Origin of the sequence: Singulisphaera photorubra, assembly GCF_045290345.1 — a bacterium.
GTDB lineage: Bacteria > Planctomycetota > Planctomycetia > Isosphaerales > Isosphaeraceae > Singulisphaera.
Genome location: NZ_CP155447.1, coordinates 7,169,799 through 7,192,513, shown reverse-complemented (window position 1 = coordinate 7,192,513; position 22,715 = coordinate 7,169,799). Strand labels below are relative to the sequence as shown.

The window sequence follows — 22,715 nt, the reverse complement described above, 5'->3', positions numbered from 1 at the left end:
ACGGCCGGCCCCACGGTCGATTACTCACACATCCTCAAGGACGACCTTCCGCCGGTCTCTCCGGAGCATGACAAACACGAACGTCCCCAAGCTCCCGATCGTGGCAAAGCCCAGGATCCGGATGACATTCATTGCTGCAAGATTATATCGACCTGTTCTCGGGTCGTAATGATAACACAGGAGAAGCAGTTGGTCGATCGGCGAGCCGATCCTCCGCATCGCGGCGTCCATCAGGCCCAGTCGCAAATCCCGCGCGGGGTAGCTCAATCCGTAGATGTAGCGAGAGAGCTTGCCTTGCGGAGTCACGATCATGATGCCCGCGGCGTGGGCGTACTGGTTGTTCTTGGCGTCCCACTCGTAGCGGAACCCGACGACCTTGGCCAGTTCGCTGATTGACGCCTGATCCCCGGTCAGAAAGTGCCAGCCCTTCTCGGCCCCTGGGCGGCCGTAGCGAGCCAGGTAGCTCGCCTTCTTCCGCGCGGCCAGGCCCGGCGTCTCTTTCGGGTCGATGCTTACGGTGATCACGTCGAACTCTTTCCCGACGTCGAACGAGAGCGCGTTCATACTCCGCAACAAGGTGTTGAGCACCTCGTTGCAGAGCATCGGGCAACGGTAATAGACCAGGTTCAAGATCGCCGGCTTCTTCCCCAGATAGTCGCCGATCTTGACCGTGCGCCCTTGCTCGTCTCGAAGCGGCAGGTCGAGCGGAATCTGGGCATCGAGGTTCTGGTCGAACCCGACCCGCGCCATCATCCCGGTCGTCTCGTCCTGCTCCGCCTTGGCCGGCGCGGGCCCGGCCAAGAGCGACAGAAAGGCGAGAAGGCCAAGAAATGGTCGTCCCGCTTTGAAGGATGTCATTTCTTCATATCCTTCTCCTTGGGCGTGGAGTCCTTGGTTTCTTGGGGCTTGGCGTCCGCCGCCTCAGCGGGCGTGCCGGCGTGACTGTTGAGCTCGGCCTCGGTCTTGGGTCCCTTGCCCTTGAGGGCGTCGCGCTGGACCACCAGGTCCATGGCGCGATCGATCGGGATCCGAACGATGCCGGCTTTGGGGTCAACCCAGCCGTAGGTGGTCAAGGTCTGGTTCGCGGTCTCCCGCGTCTGTCGCAGGACGTCGTAGATATCGCCCGGAGCTCGGGCGGCCGGATCCGGCCCTTTCGGCTGGATGAAGAGCCGGTAGACTCCCATCTCGCCGACCTCGAGCACGGTCAGGAAAACCACGAGGACGATCCCGAAGATCAAGAGATAGCGAGGATTGACATCCCTGATCTCGTAGCCGGGGCCATCCTTCTCCGAACGATGTTCAACGGGGTGCTGGTCCATCGCTCAGTCTCCATGTCCATGGTGCTCGAGGGCGGCCGTCAACTGCGGGTTGTTCCGAGGCAGGAGCGACCTCGCCTCCAACCGGTTGAGGAAGACCACCATCCAGGTCCCACCGATCGCGGCGAACGCCGGCACGACCGACCAGAACTCCAGGATGCTGCGAGCCTGGAACGCGGGCAGGTAGAGCCAGGTATTATCCACGAAACGCATGAACAAGATCGCGATGCAGACCTTCGTCAAGGCCCGCGCCTTCCGCTTGCGGTCTTGCGAGAGCAGCAAGAAGAACGGGACGAAGAAATGGAACACGATCAAGATCGCGGCGATCGGCCGCCAACCGCCGACCGAGCGTCGGAGGTACCACGGAATTTCTTCCGCGAGGTTGCCGCTCCACGTGATCAGATACTGGGAGAACGACATGTAGGCCCAGAGCATCACAAACGCGAGTAGCAGGTTGCCGAGGTCGTTGAACGCTTGCGGCGTGGCCACTTCCGCCAGGGGCTTGGTCTCCGAGAACCAGGTCGCGACGATGGTGAACAGGGCTAACGTCGCCAGGACGTGCCCCACCAACAACATCACGCCGTAGACCGAGGAGAACCATTCGGGTTCCAGGGACATCCCCCAGTCGACGGCAGCGAACGTCACCGTGAGGAAGTAGAGGACCATCCCGGGCCCGCTCAAGGTCTGGAGTCGGTGGGTGGGGTAGGGGTCCTCCACCCGGTCCTGAACTCTCGACCCCCAGTTCAGGATCAAGGCCAGAGCCGTCCAGATCACGAAGTAGATCAGCGCCCTGATCAGAAAGAAGTCCGTATTCAAATACTGGACTTTGGCCCGGACCACCGGGTGAGCGGCAAGCACGCTCGGGTCGGTCCACGGGTAGAGGTAACGCATCCCCAGCACGATCGGCAGGAACAGGAGCGCCATCAGGGGGACGGTCAACGCCCCCGCCTCGGCGGGGCGGCGAATCGTGAATCCCCAGAGCCCGCCGACCAGGTGGTGAACCATGATCACCGCCAGGCAGGCGACCGAGATGCCGACCCAGAACATGAACCCGACGAGGTACGACTGGAAGAACCGGGCTGGATTGACCAGCCAGGCGAGAAGACAGAGCACGGCTCCCGCGATGGCGAGTCGGGCCGCAATGCGGCGAACCCGGTCCAGCGGTGGGTGCAGGTGCTGATTATCAGGGGCGTTCATCGCCCTTGGCCCTCCAGTTTCGGCCGAATCTCGGCGGGGACATCATCCAGCTTGGCGTTCTGACTGTACTGGAGCGCCCGGATGTATGCGGTGATCGCCCAGCGATCATCGACCGGGATTCGCGAGGCATAAGAATACATGGCGCCAAAGCCGTTCGTGATGGCGTTGAAGTAATGCCCCGAGGGCGCGTCACGGAGTCGCTCGAGATGGAACGAAGGCGGAGGTGAGAACCCTCGCTTGACGATCATCCCTTGGCCGTCGCCGGTTGCGCCGTGACAGGGCAAACAGTAGATGTTGTATCGCTGCTGGCCCCGAGCCAGGACCTTGCGGTCCACCTTGGCCGGGATTTCGTTGATCAAAAGGTCGCCCGACACTTTCCCCTCGTAATAGGCCCGGTCGATCCGTGCCTGGCCGCGAGCGACCGTGCCGGCGACCAGCGGCCGAGCCGACTGGCCGTCGGCGAAGAAAGTGCTTTCTTGATAGGGGCGTTGATACTTCGGCTGTTTATCCATCTCTTGCTCGGCGCAACCCGCCATCAGCAAGAAGAGCGCCAGGCACGGCAGCCAGGTGGCCCGCCGCGCCCAGCAGTCGTCATGAAGCCCGAAGTGCATCCTCGGCTCTTTCGTTGATAAACGCATGTCAGGTTGGTTGTTCGGCATCAATGTCCCAGCCCCGTGGCCTCTCCACCGGCCGAAGTGGCGACCTCCGAGACCAACTTCGGCCCGAGTCCCTCGAGGAACTCGCGGACCGTGGTCGGGTCGTACTGAGGGTCGTCCGACTGGATGCAGAGGAAGAATCGGTTGCGCGACGCCAGGGCGAAGCCCGGAACGTTGAAGACCGGATGGTGAGGCATCGGCAGCCCGTTCAGGCCGAGCATCCCGAGCACCGCCGTGACTGCCGACCCGAGGATCGTCAGCTCGAACGTGATCGGGATGAAGGCCGGCCAGCTATGAAGCGGCCGCCCCCCCACGTTGATCGGGTAGTGGATCACGGACGAGTACCACATCATGAAGTAGGCACCCAGCCCCCCCATGAGCCCACCGATGAGAACGAGCAGCGGAAGCCGGTTCCGCGTAAACCCGATCGCCTCGGCCAGCCCTTCCACGGGATAGGGCGAGTACGCATCCATCCGTCGGTAGCCCGCCTCGTAGGCGCGCTCGGCGGCCGAGACGACCGCCTCGGCGCTCGTGAACTCGGCCATCAAACCATAAATTGGTGGTGCGGTTGTTTTCATCGCTTGATCGCCCGTTATCCCGACGAGGCCACGAGGTCCTGGTCGTCATCGTGGTCATGGTCATGTGACGAGCTGTGATCCTCGCCGCTCCGTTCCCGCGTTTCGGCCACGAGCTCGCGCATCTCGGCGATCGAGATCACGGGCAAGACCCGAATGAACAGGAAGAGGAGGGCAAAGAAGAGCCCGATCGTGCCGTAGTACATCGAGTAGTCCCACACCGAGCCGTGATACATCCCCCACGCGCCTGGGATGTAGTCACGGGCCAGGCTCGTCACCACGATCACGTAGCGTTCCAGCCACATGCCGATGTTGATGACGATCGAGAGCACCCACAAGAGCGGCACGCACGTCCGCGCCCACTTGGACCAGAGAACTTGAACCGACATGCAGTTGCAAAGAATCAGAAGTGCATACGTATGCCAGTATGGCCCCGTCGCACGGTTCTTCATCATGAACTGCTCGAATGTGTTGCCGCTATACCAGGCGAAGAACGCTTCCAGGGCATAGCCGTAGGTCACGATCAGGCCGGTCACCAAGAGAATCTTGGCCATGTTCTCGAGGTGCTTCGACGTGATGAAGTCCTCGAGGCCGTAGTACCGTCGGAGCGGGATCGCCAGGGTCAAGACCATCGCGAACCCTGAGTAGATCGCACCCGCCACGAAGTAAGGCGGGAAGATCGTCGTGTGCCAGCCGGGAACGACCCCCGCCGCGAAGTCGAGGCTGACGACCGTATGGACCGAGACGACCAAGGGCGTGGCGATACCCGCCAAGAGCAGGTAGGCCGTCCGGTACCGGTGCCAGTGGATCGCCGACCCGCGCCAGCCCATCGCCAGGATCCCGTAGATGATCTTCGCGAGCCGGTTCTTCGACCGGTCTCGGAAGGTCGCCAGGTCGGGGATCAGGCCGACGTACCAGAACAAGAGCGACACCGACGCATAGGTGGAAACGGCGAAGACGTCCCAGACCAAGGGGCTCCGCCACTGCGGCCAGAGCGCCATCGTGTTCGGGTAGGGAGTCAGCCAGTAGAAATACCAGGGACGTCCCATGTGCATGAGCGGGTAAAGCCCCGCGCAAGCGACCGCGAACAGGGTCATCGCCTCGGCGAACCGGTTGATCGACGTTCGCCACTCCTGCCGAAACAGGAGGAGGACCGCCGAGATCAAGGTCCCGGCGTGGCCGATACCGATCCACCACACGAAGTTAACAATATCGAAACCCCACATCACCGGCCGGCGGATGCCGAACAGCCCGACCCCTTGGGTCAAGACCGCCGTGATTGTGGTCAACAACATCAAGGTCAGCAGGAACGAGATCGCCAACCCAAAGATCCAGCTCTTTCGAAACGGGCTTGTGAGCGCGATCGAGCTGATCTTGTCGGTCACCGAGGCGTACGTATGCCCCGGCGCCAGGACTGAGTGCTCGTCCTGCTCCAGATTCTCGGGGCGATCAGACGCCATCGCGCGACTCCGTCTCGATCTCGGGGTTCGGGTTCCTAATTTTCGCCAGGTAGGTCGTGCGCGGACGGGTGTTCAATTCAGTCAGAATCCCGTAGTTCCGCGGATCGGCCTTCAACTTGGAAACCTGGCTGTCGGGATCGTTGACGTTGCCGAAGACGATCGCGCGGGTCGGACAGGCCGTTTGACAGGCTGTCTTGACGTCGCCATCGCGGATCGGGCGTCCTTCGATCTCCGCCGTGGACCTCGCCGCATTCACGCGCTGAATGCAGAAGGTGCACTTCTCCATCACGCCGCGCGCCCTGACCGTGACGTCAGGATTGTTGAGGACCACCAAGCTCTCGGCCACTGGCTTGGAGTAGTGGAAGAAGTTGAAGTGGCGGACCTTGTAGGGGCAGTTATTCCCGCAGTATCGCGTCCCGACACAGCGGTTATAAACCATGTTGTTGATCCCCTCGTCGTCGTGCACCGTCGCGGCGACGGGGCAGACCACCTCGCAAGGGGCGTTCTCACAGTGCATGCAGGTCCGAGGCTGGTGATAGACCTCGGGGTTGTCCAGGTCGCCGTGATAGTAGCGATCGATATCGATCCACTGCATCTCGCGCCCTTGCGACACTTCCTCCTTGCCCACGATCGGGATGTTGTTCTCCGCCTGGCAGGCCACGACGCAGACCCCGCAGCCCATACAGGCGTTGAGGTTGATCGCCATCCCCCAAGCGTAGCCCGAACCTCCCTCGGGCATGGTCGCCCCTTGCTCCACGTCCAGGCGGTCGACCGACCCCAGGATCTCGGGATAGAGCGAGTCCTTCGGCTTGGGGGAGTGCTCCAGATGCTGAGCGAAGTGCGGCTCGGCGTGGTACTCCTCGATCGTGCCGACCCGGACCAGGTGCCGCTCCTCCGCCGCCTCGCCCGTCTCGTTCAGGCTCAGAACGTTGCGGTGCAACTCGGTGTTGGCGAGCGGGAAGGTTCGCCCCGTCTTGCGGATCTCGAGCCCCGCGTCGAACCAAGGGGCCTCCGAGGTCCGGAGCCGATAGGCGCTGAACCCGGCCCCGTTGCCGACCCGCCCAGCGCGGGTCCGGCCGTAGCCGAGCGTGACCGTCACCGAGCGATCGGCATGTCCCGGGCTGATCCAGACCGGCGCTTCAACCGATCGACCCTTGTACTTGAGTTCAACCAGGTCGCCGTTGTTCAGGCCGAGCCGTTCGGCCGCGGCCGGAGCGAACTGCGCCACGTTGTCCCAGGTCATTTTGGTCAACGGCTTGGGCAGTTCCTGGAGCCAGCCATTATTGGCATACCGCCCGTCCCAGATTGTCGGGTCGGTGCGGAAGACGAGTTCCAGCTCATCCCCTTGGGGAGCGCGCGGGCTCTCGAGCTGCGCCAGTTCGCCCGACAGCGAAACCGCAAGCGGAGGCAAGCTTGTCCCCTCAATGACGCCATCATGGACGGCCGTCCGCCAAAATGTCTCGAAATCAGCGGTTCCGGCCTGGTCCTTCCAGGTCTCCCGGACGATCTCATAGCCCGAGCGGTCGGGGCGCCGGAGCAGGCCGGCGACCAGCTCGATCGCGGGTCGGCCGTCGTACAAGGGGGCGATCAAAGGCTGCTGGATCGTCACCGTGCCGTCGGAAGCGCGGATGTCGCCCCAAGCCTCGAGCTCGTGAGTCTCGGGAAGGTGCCAATGGCAGAGTGCGGCCGTCTCGTCCTCGTAGAGACCGAGATGGGCGCTGAACTTCGCCTTGCCCATTCGCGGGCCGAAATTGAGATCCACGGGCGCGTCGTAAGCGGGGTTGCCCCCGAGCACCACGAGCACGTCCACCTTGCCGGCCTCGAGGTCGTTCGCCAGGGTCCGGATCGACTCCGTCTGGTTGACCGGCTGTTCCTCGACCGGTTCGGTGTAGACGACCGTCGTTCCGACGTTGCCCAGAACCTGGTTCAGGGCGTGCGCCAGGGCGTGAACCAACGGCGGCTGTTCTTCACCCGCGATGACCAGGGCTTTGCCCCTGCTCTTGCGGAGGTCCTTGGCCAGGGCCCGAACCCAATGCGCTTCCGGCTCGGAAAGGGCGCCGCCCGGGGACGCGACCTTGACTTCGAGCTCTCGCGCCAGGAAGTTCGCGAAGTCGGCGATCCGATGCCCCGCCGCGGCGAGTCGATGGTCGGCCATCGAACCGGTGATCGTCGGCGTGGTCTCCACGACGTAGAGCCGGTTCATCGAGTCCAGGGTCTCGCGACGGGCGGCGAACTCGCGGGCCGAGCGTAGGTGTCCCGGCCCTTCGGCGAGAAAGTCGGACCCGAGGGCGAAGATCACGTCGGCCTTGGCCACGTGATAGCGGATCGCGACGTCACGGCCGAAGGCGAGCCGAGCCCCGGCGCGGACCGAGTCACGGCCGGCGGGTTCGTACTGACACCAAATCGCTTCGGGAAACTCCTCGAGGAACGCCCTGATCTGGCGACCCAGGCTTCGCGAGGTGACCGTTTCGGTCAGGATCCGCACCCCGCGTCCCTTGTGTGGGCGCTGGGCCTCGAGCGCCGCGACCGCTGCGGTCAGGAACGCATCCCAGGTGCTGATCTGCCCGCCGCGGCGCGTGACCACTTGCGAGCGATCGGGATCGTAGAGGGTGAGCACGGCCGCCTGAGCGAAGTAGTCGATCGCTCCCAGGCTGTCCGGGTGCTTCTCGTTCCCCTCGACCATCGTGGGCCGGCCCATGTGGCTTTCGGCGAGCACGCCGATCGGGGAACCGCTCCGTGAAATCGCCGTGGCGTAGTAAAGCGGCTTGCCGGGCACGAGGTCCTCGGGAGCCCGCACGTAGGGCACGATCTTCTCGCCCGCCTCGTGGGTGCAGCCGCTCACTCCGGCCAACGCCAGTGAGGCCCCCATCAACTTCAAGAAGTTGCGGCGGCTGGTGGCGTCGACCAGTTCGGGAGCTCCGTGCGGGAACTCGCGATCGAGGAACGACTGAAACTCCTCGGTTTCCGCCAGCTCCTCGAGGCTCCGCCAGTAGCGAGGCCCGCGCTGGCCGGCGAGGCGATCGCGCAACGAGGCGAGGTCAAGCCCGTCTGTCTTTCGGCTGTGAATCATCATCGGTGGCACACGTAGCAGTTGGTGAGCCGGTCGACCGGGATATGCTGCTTCTTGACCAGCTCCCGTCCCAGCGCCAATTGATCCTTTGGCGGGGTCCAAGTCATATTGAAGACTTCCTCGATCGGCCGGAGGTGTTTCTCGGGCTCGCGGTGGCACCCCAGACACCACTCCATCGTCATCGGCTCCGCTTTCCAGGTCAGCGGCATCAAGTCGACCCGCCCGTGGCAACTGACGCACCCGACCCCCTTATTCACGTGGACAGCATGATTGAAGTAGGCATAGTCAGGAAGATCATGCACGCGATTCCAACGAATCGGCTCATTGGTTTGCATGCTCTTGCGAACCGGCTCCAACATCGGACTGTTTACCCAAATCTGGGAATGGCACGACATGCACGTCTCAGTCGCGGGAATCCCGGCGAACGTTGAGGACTCGACCGACGTGTGGCAATAGCGACAGTCGATCCCCAGCGCCGTAATGTGATGCTCGTGACTGAACGGCACAGGCTGGTCCCGCGCCACGTTGACCTGAGTCACGTACGGCGACCGAAAAATCATGTAGACCACGAACAGCAGACCCACGGCGAAAAAGACCGCCCCGAAGATGCTGACGCGGGAAATCGTGTTCGTGCTCGGCGGAAAAACCTGCACCGTGAACGCCCCTCCCCACGATCCTGGACGGGCCGGAACCCCCGGCCCACTCCGTCATTCGACTGCTTGTTGAATTCTGATTTAATCGCCTTCAATCAGCAGTCAAATCAAAAAACGTTTGTGTTTACTCGTCAGTTTGGCCTGACCGAACCCGCTAGAATTCTGCAAAATCGGTGCCAGAGCCGAGCACACTCAACCAAAAGTGATTTATCCGAGAATGGCTGAAATTGCAAGAGGGGACGATTCGTTGGCGAACGGCCGATGGGAAATGACACGGGAATTAGGGCCGACCCTGAGGCTCGCGGGACCGGTGGTCCTGGCGGAGTTGGGCTGGATGGCCATGGGAATCGTCGACACGATTATTGTGGGTCGGCTGGGGGCCGAGGCGATCGGGGCGGTCAGCATCGGCGGCACCTTTTTCCTCACCGTGGCTGTCTTCGGAATGGGAATGCTGCTCGGGCTCGACACCTTGATCTCGCAAGCGTTCGGGGCGGGGCAACTCGCTGACTGTCGACGCGCGGTGACCCAAGGGGTCTACCTCGGCCTGGCTCTGACCCTCCCGTTGACCGCCCTGGTCTTCATGGCAGGGCCGTGGCTGAATGCGCTCGGAGTCAATCCTGTGATCATCCGATTGGCCATCCCTTACATCCGTGCGATCGCCTGGAGCATGGGACCACTGCTCGTCTTCGCCGCCTTCCGGCGCTACTTGCAGGCAATCGGCCGGCTGTCCCCGATCGTATTCGCCCTGGTCAGCGCCAACATCATCAACGCCCTGGCCAACTGGGCCCTGGTCTACGGCCACCTGGGCGCGCCCGCCTGGGGGGTCGAAGGATCGGGTTGGGCCACAACCCTCTCGCGGGTCTACCTGGCCCTGGTCGTCGTCATCGCCGCCTTGATCCCTCGGCGTGGGTCAGGGCTGGCCTTGAGCGCGACCGACTGGCGGCCCGATCTGGCGAGAATCAGGCGACTCCTCGCCTTGGGGTTCCCCGCCGCGGCCCACCTGACTCTGGAGGTCGGAGTGTTCGCGACGGCAACAACCCTGGTGGGCCGACTCGACTCGGCCTCACTGGCCGCGCACCAGATTGTCCTGAACGTCGCCAGCGTGACCTTCATGATCCCGCTGGGCCTCGCCTCGGCCGCCGCGGTCCTGGTCGGCCGGGCCTTGGGCCGCCGCGACCCGGTCGCCGCCGTGCGGGCCGGCTGGACCGCGATTGCACTCGGGGCCGGCTTCATGACCTGCTCGGGCCTGACCTTTCTTTTGATCCCAGGCTGGATCCTCGGCGTCTTCACCACCGACCCCACCGTCGTCGCGACCGGCCTGACGCTCCTCGGGGTCGCCGCCTGCTTCCAGTTGTTCGACGGCCTCCAGGGCGTGACCACCGGAGTCCTGCGAGGGGTAGGGGACACCCAAACACCGATGCTCATCAACCTGCTGGCGCACTGGGCCCTGGGATTGCCCTGCGGCTACGCCCTCGCCTTCCCCGGCGGCCTGGGAGCGCTCGGCCTCTGGATCGGTCTCTCGATCGGCCTGGTCGCCGCCGGCCTGACCCTCCTCCGAGTCTGGCTTCGCCAGGCCCGCCGCCTCCGACAGACGGAAACGGCGCCGGGAGTTGCATTCAGGGCTCGACCGTAGACTTGAGGAACCATGGGTCGGTACAACGTGGGTCATGGACGGACCAACTCCCACCCGCGTTGAGGAGACCCGGAAGCCCGGCAACCGACAAGCCGCGGCCGGTCGGAGATTCGGGGTCGCCGATGGCATGATCCTGGTCGTCGCCACGGCGATCGGCCTGGCCGCGAGTCGGGCCTATGCACCCGACTTGAAGGTGATCTGGGTCACGGTTTCCCCGTGGCCGGACGAAGGTCCGTCGATCAGCCTCTTCACCGAGATTTTCATCAGCCTCGAGTCGTTTCTCATATTGCCGTGGCTCGCGTCATGGACGGTCGCCTGCCTGCTGCTGCAATGGCGAGTGGCCCGTCCGCCCCGACGCCGGATCGTCCGTCAGCCGGGGATGATGGCGTGTCTCGTCGCGACGGTCGTCATCGGACTCACGGTGCCGGTCGGACTCACGGTCTGGGTGATGACGGAGCCGGACAATGGCCTTCACCTCTATCGAATCTCCAGGACGCTCATCTTCAGCTCAGTCCATGTCGGAGCGGCCGTCGCCTGGTGCTGGGTGACGATGGCGTTGGGTCGGCAGTGGCGCCCCGAGCCGACCTGGCTCGACCGGTCGGGCCGCATTCTTGGATCGATATGGATCGCAATTTCAATCACGTCAATAATACACATTTACCAAACATTTTGCATTCACTGGTAACAAGGAGTGTCAATAATTTTGCACCCGGCGGTAAACCATATCCGCCGCGCCGCCCGACATCCCTGAATCCGAATGCACCCCGCTCGTACGTCAACCGCTTGACTTGAGATTAATCGCCAGTTGCAGAATGGCTTCTAGGCTCTGCCTGGAAATTGAACAAAAGTACACGATATGGGTAAGCCCGTCTCACGAACTGGGAAGTTCATCACGGGAGGCCACCCATGCGTCGCTACGAACTGTCCGATCCGCAGTGGGCGCGAATCGCTCCGCTGTTCCCGCGGCAGGCCAAGAAGGGCCGCCCTTCCAGCGACCGCCGCACCATCATTAACGGTATCCTTTGGATCTTGCATACCGGCGCCCCCTGGCGTGACCTCCCCGAGCGTTATGGGCCTTGGCAAACTGTCTTCGACCGCTTCAACGGTTGGCGCCGCGACGGCACCTGGGTCCGCATCGTCACCTCGCTGCTGGACGAACTGGACGACAAGAAGCAGATCGACCACGACCTCTGGTGTATCGACGGCACCATCGTCCGTGCCAGCAGGGCGGCGGCCGGTGGGGGGAAAAAGCGGGAGCGGGGTCGCGGCGGCTGAGCGGACGTAAGGAGACGCAACTGCAAGAGCCGCCTGACCATGCGCTCGGGCGTTCGCGGGGCGGATTCGGCACCAAGGTCCACTTGGTATGTGATCGCCATGGTTTCATCGTTGCCATCCACGTCACGGCCGGACAGGCGCATGAGAGCAAGGCGTTGGAGCCGACGATGGCTCGGCGGCTGTTTCACCGGCGCAAGGGCCAGAGTCGTGGGCCGATCCGCCTGGCTGGGGACAAGGGTTACAGTTATCCACGCATCCGCCGCTGGTGTCGGCGGCGCATCGAAGCGGTGATCCCGACACGGTCGAACCAATCGCGCGATGAGCGCTTTGATAAGGCGACGTATCAGCAGCGCAACATCATCGAGCGAGTGGTCGGGTGGTACAAGGAGTATCGCTCCTTGGGCACACGCTTTGAGAAATTAGCAGTCAACTACGTTGCATTGTGGTTAATCGCGATTATGGAAAAAGCCCTGAAGCGCCTATTTCCAGACAGAGCCTAGGAACTCGAAGACGAAATCCTCCGTCTCAAGAACCTCTAGAGCGGTTTGCGGATGCGTTGCGCACGGTGGTTGGTCTCAAGACTCAGGAGCACGTGCGGAAACGGGGACTGGCTCCGGAGCGCAGCGGAGGTGCCTGTCCCCCTTTCCGCCGAGGCCGCCCGTGACGGCCCGGAAAATGGGGACAGGCACCCGGCCGCCAGGTCGTCCGGAAAAGCCGAGCATGGAGCGGGCCGGGAGCCAGTCCCCGTTTTCCTCCACCGTGCGCAATGCGATCGTAAACCGCTCTAGACTCGCCTTAATCCCCAGGAAAACCCCAAAGCAAGCGTCCCACACATTTGATTTATCTTGACACGAATTAGACAAAATTATCTCTGAGACTCTTTGCGGTGCCCCATTACACCAAAACAACGGCAATACTCGCGAGCGCTACATTCGCAATTACATTTATTTAATTAATTTTCCACTTGATTGTTTATTGCAGAACAACAGTCAGCCGAGATGCAAAGAGGTGGTTAGCTTGAATCCTATTGCGACACAGGCGATGCGGGATATCGCCCCATTGCTGCGAGGATTGGTCCGCTCTCCGCAGGCGACCTTCTACTACGAAATGATGTCCGGCGCACTCGTTTGGTCGGATGAACTTCCCGAGTTTCGAGCCTTAAAGCTCATCAACCATTGGCAGGTTATTCGCTTTGTACTCCGCTTCCGAACGACGCTAATCCTCGGGGAGCCAGACGAACAATTCCGAAAGTTTTGGGATGAAGCGCATCGACGTTTCCCGGAGTGGCCCGGCTTTGCCCCCCAGCGTCGATCATCACAACTGCGGGAGGCGTTCCTGACTATGGAATCCAGAGCTTTTGCCGAATTTCAGAAGAGGTGATTGGCAACAATTAGAATTGCCTGCTCGAGGTGTGGTGCACAAGCCCTTCAGCTTGCACAGCACCTCCATCTCTTCCCGGCTGTACTGAACGTATCCAATATCATCAAGAATCAGCACCTCATATCGGGAAATCTTCTTGAGAAATCCGCGAAGTTTCAGATCCCGCTTTGCCGCCAGCAAGTCCTGCACCATCAGCCCGCAGGTCGCGAACTGGACCTTCCGTCCCGAGCGGATCAGTTCCTGACCGATCGCACACGCCACGTGCGTCTTGCCAGAGCCGGGATTCCTGAAAATGAGCACGTTCTCATGTCGGGATACAAAGCCTCGTTATAGAAGTACGGGAATTATGGCCAGGCACCTAAAGACGGTAAAGTGGGAAGCTCGGGGCAATTCGTCAGGCGAGGGGGGGGGGGCAACCTGCCTGTTTCCGCTGAAGCTCCCAGATTGCCCATTCAAAGTGCCTGGCTACTCCTCACTGGCTCAACGCCCGAACCCGCGGAAATCACGGCACGCCAACTTTTCGGACTCAAGCCAGAGGAGGCATTTCCTGACCGAAGTGCCGAGATTCTGTTCCTTGCCCCCAGGCCCCGAGAGAATGCCGAGAACCACCTGGCAGACTTTTCAGCTTCCGAAAACGCCCCCTTCACAAAAGCGACAAAAAGGGACATAATTAGAGGGAGATAAAATGCCTTTCCAGTTGCCGCTACCCAAGAAGCTAAGAGCACGTTGTGAACGTCGGTCGAAAAACGTAGCGCGCGCCGGTTGAAAAACGTAGCGCCCGGTAAACAGATGTTACCTGCCTGAGATCGACTCGTCCACAGGGGACGACCGCTCACCGACTCGACCTTCGCTCACGGGACTCGGACTCGATACCTTCCTTTCACGATTCAAGCCATCCGGAGCGATGCGACGACGCTTCGCCTCCTTGAGACGATAACTCTCACTGCCCGTCTCGACGATGTGGCAGCGGTGCGTCAGGCGATCCAACGCAGCCGCCGTCAGGCTCGCGTCCAACAGCACTTCCGTCCAACGCTCGAACGGAAGGTTCGTCGTTACGATCAAACTCGTTCGTTCATATGCAGTGCTGATCACGTCAAAGAATAGTTCTGCTCCTACCTTGCTCGCGGGCACGTAGCCCAGTTCGTCGAGCACCAACAGGTCCAGCTTGTTCAACTGGCCCTTCAGCCGCGCCAACTGGTGTTGATCCCGGGCCTCCAGAAGGCTCGTGATCAGTTCAATCACCCTCACGAAACGCACCCGCTTACCTCGCTGGCATGCCTCCACGGCGAGCGATATCGCCAGGTGCGTCTTCCCCGTGCCCGACGCACCGACCAACAGCACATTCTCTCGCTTGTCAATGTACTCGCACTTTGAAAGATTGTGCAACAGGATCTCGGGGATCACCGACTGGGCCGCGAACTCGAATTCTCCCAGAGTCTTCACCGCGGGAAACCTCGCCCCCTTCAGTCGGCGCGCCGCCGCCTTCCGCTCGCGCTCGATCAGTTCCAATTCGCACACCCGCGACAGATAACCCAGATGGTCCACCCGGTCACTCGCGCACTGCCGGGCGACCTTCTCGCACTCCGCCCAGATCGTCGGCAACTTCAATGACCTCAGCATCGGCTTCAAACGTACCAAGTCCCCTGGCGTCGAGCTTGACTTGCTCATCGCGGCACCTCCCCGCACAACGAGCGGTAGCCGCTCAGGTCCGGATCCGGGACGCTCACGCGTGGCAAGTGGGGGAGGCCGGCCAGGTCCAACGTCACCGTCGGCCGATCCCGCCGGTGCTCCAAAATCAACCGCACCCCGTCGGCCGCCGACACCTCCAGACTCAAGGCCTGCTCGACCGCCGCGGTCAACTCCTCGAGCGTGGCTTGTTCCAGGAGTCGAAGGACTCGGATGTACTCGACCTGGCCACGCGGCCCCTCATCCTTGGCCAGGCGGAGTCGGAGTGCCGCAAAGCACTCCGGCAACTCCCAGCCCTCCAGGGGGCGGGCATAGTCGAGCGCCCCGGGCTTCCGCTCCAGCAGGCCCAGATAATGGATTGGATCGAAGATCGTCCGACAGCGATCCCAGGAGCGAGGATGGTTGGCGACGATCGTTCCGGTCGTCTCCACTCGTACCCGTTCCACATCCGCCACGACAGTCAAACGCCGATGCGCGTAACGAGTCGGGACCGAGTAATCGTTGCGGTCGAATCGCACCAGCGACAACGAATTGGCCCGGACCGACTCCACCTGACGGATGCTCAACGACTCCTCGGGAATGGCCAACAGTTCGGCTTGCTCCCGCTCCAGGAGTTGGGCATTGGTCAGCGTCTGGCCCCGGGTCGTGCGTTTCAGGTCACTCCGGCAGCTCTCTTCCAGGCGTGCATTGAGCGCGGCGAAGGAATCGGCCTCGGGGACCGGCACGAGGAAGTTACGCCGCGCATAGCCTAGAAGCGACTCCACATGTCCTTTTTCGTTAGGGGAACGGACGCGGCAGAAATGAGATTCAAACAAGTAGTGACTTTTCATTCTGAGAAACTCAGTCGTCACGCCCTCCCCCCGCTGACCGACAATCCGAGCCACGGCGATCCGGGTATTGTCGTAGGTGATCCGACGGGGTACGCCGCCGAAGCAGTCGAAGGCGAGGCGATGTCCCTCCTGGAAAGTGAGCGTGCATTCCCGCGGAAAAACGGCGCAGAAGATCGCATCGGAATGGGTGAGCGTCATGACAAACATCGCGGCGGTACAGGATTGTCCGGCGATGTTAATGACGGCGCGTCCGAAGTCCGCTTGAGCGTCGCCGGGTCGGTGGATCAAGGGGAGGAACGCTTCGGCTTGCCCCTCCCGCCAGGCTTGGACGACGCCTTGGACCATTGTCAATCCACCAAGATAGCCATGTTCATTTTTAAGTCTTTGGAAGATGCGTCGAACGGTGTGCCGCTGCTTCCTCGGCGCCTTGCGGTCGTCCTGGAGGATTTGGTGGATGATCGGCAAGAACGGTTCGAGTTTGGGGCGTGAGCGGGGCAGGTTCTGGCGATAGCCTGGAGGCTCGTTATGGAGGAGGATCTTTTGGAGGGTGTCCCAGTGGATGTCGAACTCGCGGCAGATGGAACGTTTGCTCTGCCTGTCCACGAGGACGCGACGGCGGATCTCGGCCCAGTTTTGCATGTGTGTGAACACCCAAAGACCTCGCGACGCGTGGGGTATCGAGGCGAAACAGTGTTCGCCTTGGTGTACCAGACGCCACGAGTGGATCTATGAGCGCTACGTTTTTCGACCGAACATCGGAGACCGGCGAGCGCTACGTTTTTCGACCGACGTTCACAGCACGTGGGTGGAAGGTAAAGATTCAGGAGAAAGAGAGGCTGGAGCCTCCTCACGTCACCGTATGGCACGGCGAACGGATGTGGCGAATCGGTCTTAGGAACAGGGACTTCATCGTGCCGCCGGGAGGCAGTTGGAAAGAAATTGATGATGAGGTCCGAGTGTTGATTGAAAACGAAGACAACTGGAAAGAGCTTTGCGAAGCCTGAGACCAAAAGTATCCCACCAATCCCGTTTCGAGCGAAGTGGAGGACGAAGATGTCTAAACTTTTACCACCCATAAAAGCAAAACCAGCAACCGAATTTTACCTCTTTGGCTCGACGAATCGGTTCCGCACTCCGCTACCTCCCAGCGTGAACGTCTGTCGCGCGGCGGATCTGGATCAGGTTGTGCGTCTCGCGACGAGCAACACCGTTTTCATCTCGTTCCATCGCACTTCAACCATTGCATTGCTCAAATCGAGCATGAGCAACCGGCCTCGGGCTCGAGGTGCACAGCTTCTCACGATCGAGCCACCACCCGCGGAGAGCGTGCCTGCTCTCCTCGGCGTTTTCGGAACAGTGCTCGGCCTGGGCAAAGATTCCCGGTGGCTCCCGGTTGAGGAGTTGGTGAGGGTCATTACCGGAAACGACGCCTCGAGCCGTTTCATCGGTGGTGCGGCCGACATGGAGACCGAGACACTGGCTCTCGTGAGGGGCAGCCGAGAGACGATGGTGCTCCCCTTCTCCGCCTTTGAGACTTCAGGAGACGGCACGGAGCCAGACTTCAGCAAACTGGGATTTACGGACTTTGGCCATACGGTCGCCCTCGGTGACTACGAGGCATCGGCGGATGCCATCCTTTACGAGAACGATGCCACGTATCGCCAGAATCTCAAGAAAGAACGGCTCAAGAGTGAGCAATCCTTTGGAGCATCCCTGCGTAGGCTTCGCCTGCAACGAAAGCTAACGCAGGAGGACTTTGCCCCTCTTGCGAAGAAGACAATTGCTCGAATTGAGCGGAACGAAGTCGGGAAGCCACATGGCAAGACGCTCAACGTTCTTGCTCAGCGGCTCGGAGTGAGTGCTGACCAGATTGAGAGCTACTGAGAATCGGCAAGTCCTTCTTAGAGACCCTAACAAAATAACGAACCGAAGCAGGGCCAAACAACGTAGGAGGGGTGACGTGTCACAGGAGATACCACATGGCCAAGCCTCTTCTGCCCGATGAACTCTGGGAACGGATCGAACCGCTCCTGCCGCCACCCAAACCCCGACGGTTTCGCTTCCCTGGACGGAAGCCGATCGACGACCGCAAGGCGCTGACCGGAATCCTCTTCGTCCTGAAGACGGGGATCCCGTGGGAGGATCTGCCCCAGGAGATGGGTTGCGGTAGCGGCATGACCTGCTGGCGACGACTCCGCGACTGGCATCGCGCCGGGGTCTGGCAGAGGCTCCACGAACTCCTCCTGGCCGAATTGCGGGGAGCGAACCGGATCGATTGGTCCCGAGCCGTGGTCGACAGCGCCTCGGTCCGAGCCCTGGGGGGTGGGGAGAAGACCGGCCCAAACCCTACGGATCGAGCCAAACCGGGTAGCAAACACCACGTGATCACCGACGGCGGAGGAATCCCCTTGGCCGCGATCTTGACGGGGGCCAACGCCCCCGACGTCACCCAATTGGAGGCGTTGGTGGATGCGATCCCGTCGGTTCGCGGAAAGCCGGGGCGTCCTCGCCGCCGCCCGCGTGCTCTCTACGCCGATCGGGCCTACGACTCGGCCCCTCATCGCCGGCGGTTGCGAAGTCGAGGAATCCTTCCCCGGATTGCCCGACGCAACACGCCCCATGGAAGTGGTCTGGGCCGCTATCGCTGGGTGGTCGAACGGACCTTGTCGTGGTTGCATAAGCCTCGGAAGCTCCGGCTGAGAACCGAACGCCGCTCTGACATTCACGAGGCGTTAATGTCGATAGCTTGCGCAATCATCTGTTTCAACGTACTTGCCAGCTCTTTTTGTTAGGGTCTCTTAAGGAAGTGAGGAGTAGCCAGGCACCTCAGTTGGGTTATCTGGGAGTTTCAGCAAAAACAAATAAGCACACAACCACATTTATGAATTATTCATGATTCCCGCTTTACCTTCTTTAGGTGCCTGGCCATAGTTTCGGTCTTCTCTTCAGGGTTGCCGTGGGGAAGTGATGAGGGCGGCGAAACTGCGAGTTACTTACGCGGGATGCCGGTGGAGATGAAAATTGCCTTCGATCTCGACGACACGCTGATCCCTAGCGGCGTCGTCTTCCCTGTCGAGAATCAGAGATTCCTGGCAAGACTTCTTGGCCACGAGCAAATACGGGAGGGGACCATCGCCCTGATGAAGTCCTTGATTAAGCAAGGATGGGAGGTCTGGGTCTACACCACGTCCTTCCGCAGCCCTACCTATGTCAGGATGCTTTTTCTGCTTTACGGGGTCCGCATCGCAGGAGTCATCAATCAATATCACCACTTCAAAAAGGTGACCGGGTGCGGACACTCCTATCAGGACTGCTCCAAGTACCCGCCGGTGTTCGGCATCGACCTGCTGGTTGACGAATCCGAGGGGGTGTGGCTCGAATCGCAGCGGCACGGCTTCAAGATGGTGCTCGTCCGGCCTGATGACCCATTTTGGGCGGAAGCGGTCCGGGCTAAGGCCCGATCGATTTTGCGTTCGGGTGGATCACAGACCGAGCGATCGAGACAATGATGGCTCACAGCCCAATGTGGCGCGGGACCGTAGCTGAGTCGTGAGCCTTTTGATCGTGACATCGGCCATTGGCATGCAGAGAGGCTGCTCTCCTTTAGGCTTCCGTGGCACGGCTCAAGAGATCAGTTGCTCCATCGTGGCGACAGTCTGACTCTTGACGGCCGTACGAACGAGGAGGCAGGTCAGAACGGCATCGCGCCCGTGTTCGACCGTGCAGACAGGCTCGGATCGGGCTCGGACAGACCGGACGAACGCCTGGAGAGCGAGCAGCGTGTTGTTGAGTTCGCCGCCGCCGAAGGGCCGATCGTTCTTCTTCTGGTCGGGGCGGTAAGAGAAAGTGCCGGTGTTGAAGTCGATGCCTCCTTTCGTACCGATCAGTCGGGTGTACTCTTCGTTGAACTTCTGGGGTGCGACCCAACTGTGGATGATGTTCACGAAGATGCCGCCGGGGTACTCGACCACTCCGGAGTAATAGTCGTGCACGTCGCGCTCGGCCTGGCGGTCGCGGAACAGGTCGTTCCGGCCCAAAGCCACCGCACGCACCGGCCGCGCCCGGATCGCCCAGTTCATCACATCCCAATTATGCACAGCCTGCTCGACAATCCAGTCGCCGGACCGCTGACTCTGGCCGAACCAGCCCAGCAACGGCCCCCACGAGTTCGACCAGAGGATCCGGCCTTCGACGAGCGACCCGAGCTCGCCGCCATGCACCTGGCCAATCGTCTCAAGGAAGCGCGGGTCGGCACGCCGCTGGTGACCGATCTGCACGATCTGCTTCGACGCCCGCGTGGCCTTGACGACCGCGTCGAGGTCAGCGGGAGTCAAGCACATCGGCTTCTCGCCGTAGAGGTCCTTGCCAGCGGCGATCACGTCGAGGTAGAGCCGCGCGTGCAGGTCGCAAGGGATCGCGGCGACGACGACATCGATCCCGTCCGTCGCGAGCAACTGCTGCCATTCGGCCGTGCCCTCCGGACGCTTCTGCCCCGCCTCCGAAACCGTTTTCAGTCCCTGCTCCAGGTGCGCCGGGTCAATGTCGCACACGGACCGGATCGCCACCCCCGGGATCTGGAGAAGGTTCTTGAGCAGGACCGTCCCCCGGCTCCCCACGCCGACGACCCCGATGCCGATGGTGTCGTTCGCACCGACCCCGGCCGTGGCTTCACGAGCCCCCAGTTGCCCAGCCACCAGCGCTCCGGTCGCGCCCAGGAACCCTCGACGATTGACGTTTGCCATGGACCTATTTCTCCAATAAAACAATCAGAAAGGGCACCGGCAGCGGCTCACCGGACTCAACAAGACCGGTCATCACAACCGCCGCAGGGCCGCGAACCCGGCCGCGGGAATCGCCTCGACGCCGATCCCCACGGCACCTTCATCGCACGCCCTGGAGAGGCACCGTCCCTTGCAACCCAGCCCAGACTGCGGCGAACCGGAGCAGACCCGCCCAGCGTTGCCCGACCTCCGAGAAGTGTCGACGGCTGTTCGGACCGCCGCGATTCTCGCCGCCGAGGATATCGGTGTCGGGACCGGGACGAAACCCCTCAACAGAGAAGAGGACATGCATCGCGATCTCAGGATCGTGATGCATGTCCTCTTCTCTTTCTCTTATGGAGAGTTCAGGTTTCGTGGGATTTAAGCTTCGCGAGCTTCTCCTCCAGGTCGCGACAGGCGTCATCCGGAGTACCGCCCTCGCCGTTCAAGGCGGCGACTTGATGTTCCGGCGAACCGATGAAGGCATCACCCGCGATCGTCCGGTCGTCCTTGTCGCGGGCAATCACGATCACCGTCTTCGCGAGCCAGAGCGTCCCTCCCTGATGTGCGGATGGCCCGGCGAACTTGACCATGAAGGAATCGCCTCCGACGATCAACCGCCGAGTTCCTGGTTGACTCATCCCGTCCTCCGATCAGGTCAGTAAGGCGTTCGCCGACCAAGGAACAGCAAGGACATGCATTGCGATCTCAGGATCGCAATGCATGTCCTCTTCCCACAAAACTCCCAGATTCGTGTCTGGCTTTCATGATGCTTACGCCAGGCTGGTCTCGACTTGGTGATCCGAGCATCCTCTCGCTCGTCACGCATCTCTCAGCGCCGCGATGGTCTCGATGGCAACTTTCGCATCCCGTGGAATCTCGGCCACGGCGATCGAGCTCCGGGCGGGAGGTGACTCCGGAAACACCTCGTTGACCACCTCGTTGATCTTGGGAAAGTCCCGCATGTCTGTCATGAAGATGGTGATTTTGAGGACATGGCTCAGACTCGATCCTGCCTGCTCAAGAATTAGCTTCAGGTTTGCGAGCGCCTGCCGCGCTTGATCCGCGGGGGCCGGGGACGGAAAATCAAATGTCCCTGGAATGAAACCTTGGAGGGCGGAGACGTAGACGACGCCGTTGTGAACGGTCGCGTGCGAGTAAAGGGGCAGCGGCTTCGTCACTCGATCGCAGATGATGTGGCGCACAGCCCCTTCCCTTTTGTCGGACATCGGCATCTCCAAAGGGCTGAAAAGTTCAGACAAGCAAATCTGATCCCGGACCGGCCGTTCGAGTTAGCAGAAGCCGACGATGGATTCCCACACATCATCGGCTGCGTCCTCGCGTTTGACAGTCCCCTCAATCAGCCCGAAAGGACGATCGGCCGCCCAGAAGACGACGTTCGGGTTGTCCTGGCCGAACGGCGCCAGGTCCACGACGAAGTGGTGCTTGTTCGGCATGGAGAATCGAATATCTACAATGTTGCGGTGGGCCTGCAACACGTTCTTGCCCATCTGAAAGAGTGTTTGCTGCAACGCGAGCGAGTGAACGCTGGCAAAGGTTTCCAGAAGGATTCGCCGGACATCGGCATAGACGGCATTGAAATCCAGGTCGGTGGTGTTATAGCGCCAGCGAGCCGCCACGTCGGTGGAGAGAATGCGGTCGTGGGTCTCCACCAGTGTGGTGTACTTGTCCCGCGGGAAGCCATGAAACTCCGAACCGGTGGACTTGAGCACGGTCAAATCCTTGAGTCCGGCAACGAGGTGCGGACCGTCATTGTCGATCAAGAGCACGGCGGTGCGAGTTTCGGTCCGGTTCTGCACGAAGGCGTGATTATGCTCACTGCCGTCGACCTTGATCCGTTGCCACGTGACCTGCTCCGCGGCCCAACGACCGCCGCTCACCCACTCGAAGTTGGTGGTGAAGTGTTTGCCCAGACGCAGCAGGAAAGCCTCCGGGGAACCCACGCCATCGCGTGCGAGCGAGAAGATGGTATTCTTCTGGGTGTCCGTGGCCACGCAATGACTATTGTCCCCCTCGGTGTGGCAAGACTCGAAATCACCGCGCAACTGGGAAATGACAGTCAGATCTTCAATCTCGTGTCGGGCAGTGTCGCTGGTGATCCGAACCACGTGGTTGCCGGCCTTTCCGTACTGGTTCTTCCCCAGAACGAACTTGTCGCTTGCCGTGGTGTCGGCCGGAATTGAGCCCGATAGCAATGTCATGG

The 22,715-nt window shown here is 61.4% G+C and carries 24 protein-coding genes; 8 read left to right on the top strand and 16 right to left on the bottom strand.

Annotated features, from left to right (window positions below; translation table 11 throughout):
* Positions 1-24 precede the first annotated feature (24 nt).
* Genes V5E97_RS27150 through V5E97_RS27115 form a run of 8 tightly spaced genes read right to left on the bottom strand, consistent with a single transcriptional unit; the run spans position 25 to position 8,927 of the window.
* Positions 25-858 (bottom strand): SCO family protein, encoded by an 834-nt coding sequence (locus tag V5E97_RS27150; RefSeq protein ID WP_406694699.1) that lies wholly within the window; start codon positions 856-858, stop codon positions 25-27.
* Positions 855-1,319, bottom strand: coding sequence for a hypothetical protein (locus V5E97_RS27145; protein ID WP_406694698.1), 465 nt, complete (start codon positions 1,317-1,319; stop codon positions 855-857). Before V5E97_RS27145 ends, V5E97_RS27150 begins: the two co-directional genes overlap by 4 nt.
* 3 nt (positions 1,320-1,322) lie before the next feature.
* The gene (locus V5E97_RS27140) at positions 1,323-2,513 is read right to left on the bottom strand and encodes a hypothetical protein (protein ID WP_406694697.1); all 1,191 of its coding nucleotides are present in this window, start codon (positions 2,511-2,513) and stop codon (positions 1,323-1,325) included.
* The gene (locus tag V5E97_RS27135; RefSeq protein ID WP_406694696.1) at positions 2,510-3,124 is read right to left on the bottom strand and encodes a c-type cytochrome; all 615 of its coding nucleotides are present in this window, start codon (positions 3,122-3,124) and stop codon (positions 2,510-2,512) included. Before V5E97_RS27135 ends, V5E97_RS27140 begins: the two co-directional genes overlap by 4 nt.
* Before the next feature lie 47 nt (positions 3,125-3,171).
* Positions 3,172-3,714 carry a DUF3341 domain-containing protein gene (locus tag V5E97_RS27130; RefSeq protein ID WP_406701223.1) on the bottom strand — a complete coding sequence of 181 codons (543 nt, stop codon included), beginning with the start codon at positions 3,712-3,714 and terminating at the stop codon, positions 3,172-3,174.
* Between the two features lie 47 nt (positions 3,715-3,761).
* Positions 3,762-5,204: an NrfD/PsrC family molybdoenzyme membrane anchor subunit gene (gene nrfD / locus V5E97_RS27125; RefSeq protein WP_406694695.1), complete on the bottom strand. Its 1,443-nt coding sequence runs from the start codon at positions 5,202-5,204 to the stop codon at positions 3,762-3,764.
* Positions 5,194-8,277: a TAT-variant-translocated molybdopterin oxidoreductase gene (locus tag V5E97_RS27120; protein WP_406694694.1), complete on the bottom strand. Its 3,084-nt coding sequence runs from the start codon at positions 8,275-8,277 to the stop codon at positions 5,194-5,196. The genes nrfD and V5E97_RS27120 overlap by 11 nt, the downstream gene beginning before the upstream one ends.
* On the bottom strand, positions 8,274-8,927 hold the full coding sequence (locus tag V5E97_RS27115; protein WP_406694693.1) for a cytochrome c3 family protein: 654 nt from the start codon (positions 8,925-8,927) through the stop codon (positions 8,274-8,276). The genes V5E97_RS27120 and V5E97_RS27115 overlap by 4 nt, the downstream gene beginning before the upstream one ends.
* 268 nt (positions 8,928-9,195) lie before the next feature.
* On the opposite strand from V5E97_RS27115, the gene V5E97_RS27110 reads away from it, so the two are divergent.
* The 4 genes from V5E97_RS27110 to V5E97_RS27095 all read left to right on the top strand — a co-directional run bounded on the left by V5E97_RS27110 (position 9,196) and on the right by V5E97_RS27095 (position 12,335).
* A complete protein-coding gene (locus tag V5E97_RS27110; RefSeq protein WP_406694692.1) occupies positions 9,196-10,560 on the top strand; it encodes an MATE family efflux transporter in 1,365 nt (454 codons plus the stop codon).
* Between the two features lie 34 nt (positions 10,561-10,594).
* The gene (locus tag V5E97_RS27105; protein WP_406694691.1) at positions 10,595-11,245 is read left to right on the top strand and encodes a hypothetical protein; all 651 of its coding nucleotides are present in this window, start codon (positions 10,595-10,597) and stop codon (positions 11,243-11,245) included.
* A gap of 221 nt (positions 11,246-11,466) precedes the next feature.
* The gene (locus V5E97_RS27100) at positions 11,467-11,835 is read left to right on the top strand and encodes an IS5 family transposase (protein WP_406694690.1); all 369 of its coding nucleotides are present in this window, start codon (positions 11,467-11,469) and stop codon (positions 11,833-11,835) included.
* Complete coding sequence (locus tag V5E97_RS27095) at positions 11,754-12,335, top strand: IS5 family transposase (protein WP_406694689.1); 582 nt, start codon at positions 11,754-11,756, stop codon at positions 12,333-12,335. Before V5E97_RS27100 ends, V5E97_RS27095 begins: the two co-directional genes overlap by 82 nt.
* Before the next feature lie 814 nt (positions 12,336-13,149).
* Here V5E97_RS27095 and V5E97_RS27090 read toward each other — a convergent pair.
* The 3 genes from V5E97_RS27090 to istA form a co-directional block, all read right to left on the bottom strand.
* On the bottom strand, positions 13,150-13,476 hold the full coding sequence (locus V5E97_RS27090; RefSeq protein ID WP_406694688.1) for an ATP-binding protein: 327 nt from the start codon (positions 13,474-13,476) through the stop codon (positions 13,150-13,152).
* Positions 13,477-14,007: 531 nt separating this feature from the next.
* Entirely contained in the window at positions 14,008-14,883 is an 876-nt protein-coding gene (gene istB, locus V5E97_RS27085) for an IS21-like element helper ATPase IstB (RefSeq protein WP_406694508.1), read from the bottom strand.
* Positions 14,880-16,370, bottom strand: coding sequence for an IS21 family transposase (istA, locus tag V5E97_RS27080; RefSeq protein WP_406694507.1), 1,491 nt, complete (start codon positions 16,368-16,370; stop codon positions 14,880-14,882). The genes istB and istA overlap by 4 nt, the downstream gene beginning before the upstream one ends.
* Positions 16,371-16,459: 89 nt before the next feature.
* Here istA and V5E97_RS27075 point away from each other — a divergent pair, with 89 nt between their 5' ends.
* The 4 genes from V5E97_RS27075 (at position 16,460) to V5E97_RS27060 (ending at position 19,240) form a co-directional block, all read left to right on the top strand.
* Positions 16,460-16,735 (top strand): hypothetical protein, encoded by a 276-nt coding sequence (locus V5E97_RS27075; RefSeq protein WP_406694687.1) that lies wholly within the window; start codon positions 16,460-16,462, stop codon positions 16,733-16,735.
* A gap of 49 nt (positions 16,736-16,784) precedes the next feature.
* Positions 16,785-17,615, top strand: coding sequence for a helix-turn-helix domain-containing protein (locus V5E97_RS27070; protein WP_406694686.1), 831 nt, complete (start codon positions 16,785-16,787; stop codon positions 17,613-17,615).
* Positions 17,616-17,710: 95 nt separating this feature from the next.
* On the top strand, positions 17,711-18,523 hold the full coding sequence (locus tag V5E97_RS27065; protein ID WP_406694685.1) for an IS5 family transposase: 813 nt from the start codon (positions 17,711-17,713) through the stop codon (positions 18,521-18,523).
* Positions 18,524-18,745: 222 nt separating this feature from the next.
* Complete coding sequence (locus tag V5E97_RS27060; RefSeq protein WP_406694684.1) at positions 18,746-19,240, top strand: hypothetical protein; 495 nt, start codon at positions 18,746-18,748, stop codon at positions 19,238-19,240.
* 114 nt (positions 19,241-19,354) lie between these two features.
* Here V5E97_RS27060 and V5E97_RS27055 read toward each other — a convergent pair whose 3' ends face one another.
* From V5E97_RS27055 to pucL, 5 genes are all read right to left on the bottom strand, one after another.
* Entirely contained in the window at positions 19,355-20,473 is a 1,119-nt protein-coding gene (locus V5E97_RS27055) for a Gfo/Idh/MocA family protein (protein ID WP_406694683.1), read from the bottom strand.
* A 139-nt stretch (positions 20,474-20,612) separates the two neighbouring features.
* The gene (locus V5E97_RS27050; protein WP_406694682.1) at positions 20,613-20,828 is read right to left on the bottom strand and encodes a hypothetical protein; all 216 of its coding nucleotides are present in this window, start codon (positions 20,826-20,828) and stop codon (positions 20,613-20,615) included.
* Positions 20,829-20,856: 28 nt separating this feature from the next.
* On the bottom strand, positions 20,857-21,132 hold the full coding sequence (locus tag V5E97_RS27045) for a hypothetical protein (protein WP_406694681.1): 276 nt from the start codon (positions 21,130-21,132) through the stop codon (positions 20,857-20,859).
* Between the two features lie 180 nt (positions 21,133-21,312).
* Positions 21,313-21,720, bottom strand: a complete 408-nt coding sequence (locus V5E97_RS27040) for a RidA family protein (RefSeq protein WP_406694680.1) — start codon at positions 21,718-21,720, stop codon at positions 21,313-21,315.
* A gap of 63 nt (positions 21,721-21,783) precedes the next feature.
* The gene (gene pucL, locus V5E97_RS27035; RefSeq protein WP_406694679.1) at positions 21,784-22,713 is read right to left on the bottom strand and encodes a factor-independent urate hydroxylase; all 930 of its coding nucleotides are present in this window, start codon (positions 22,711-22,713) and stop codon (positions 21,784-21,786) included.
* Positions 22,714-22,715: the final 2 nt, after the last annotated feature.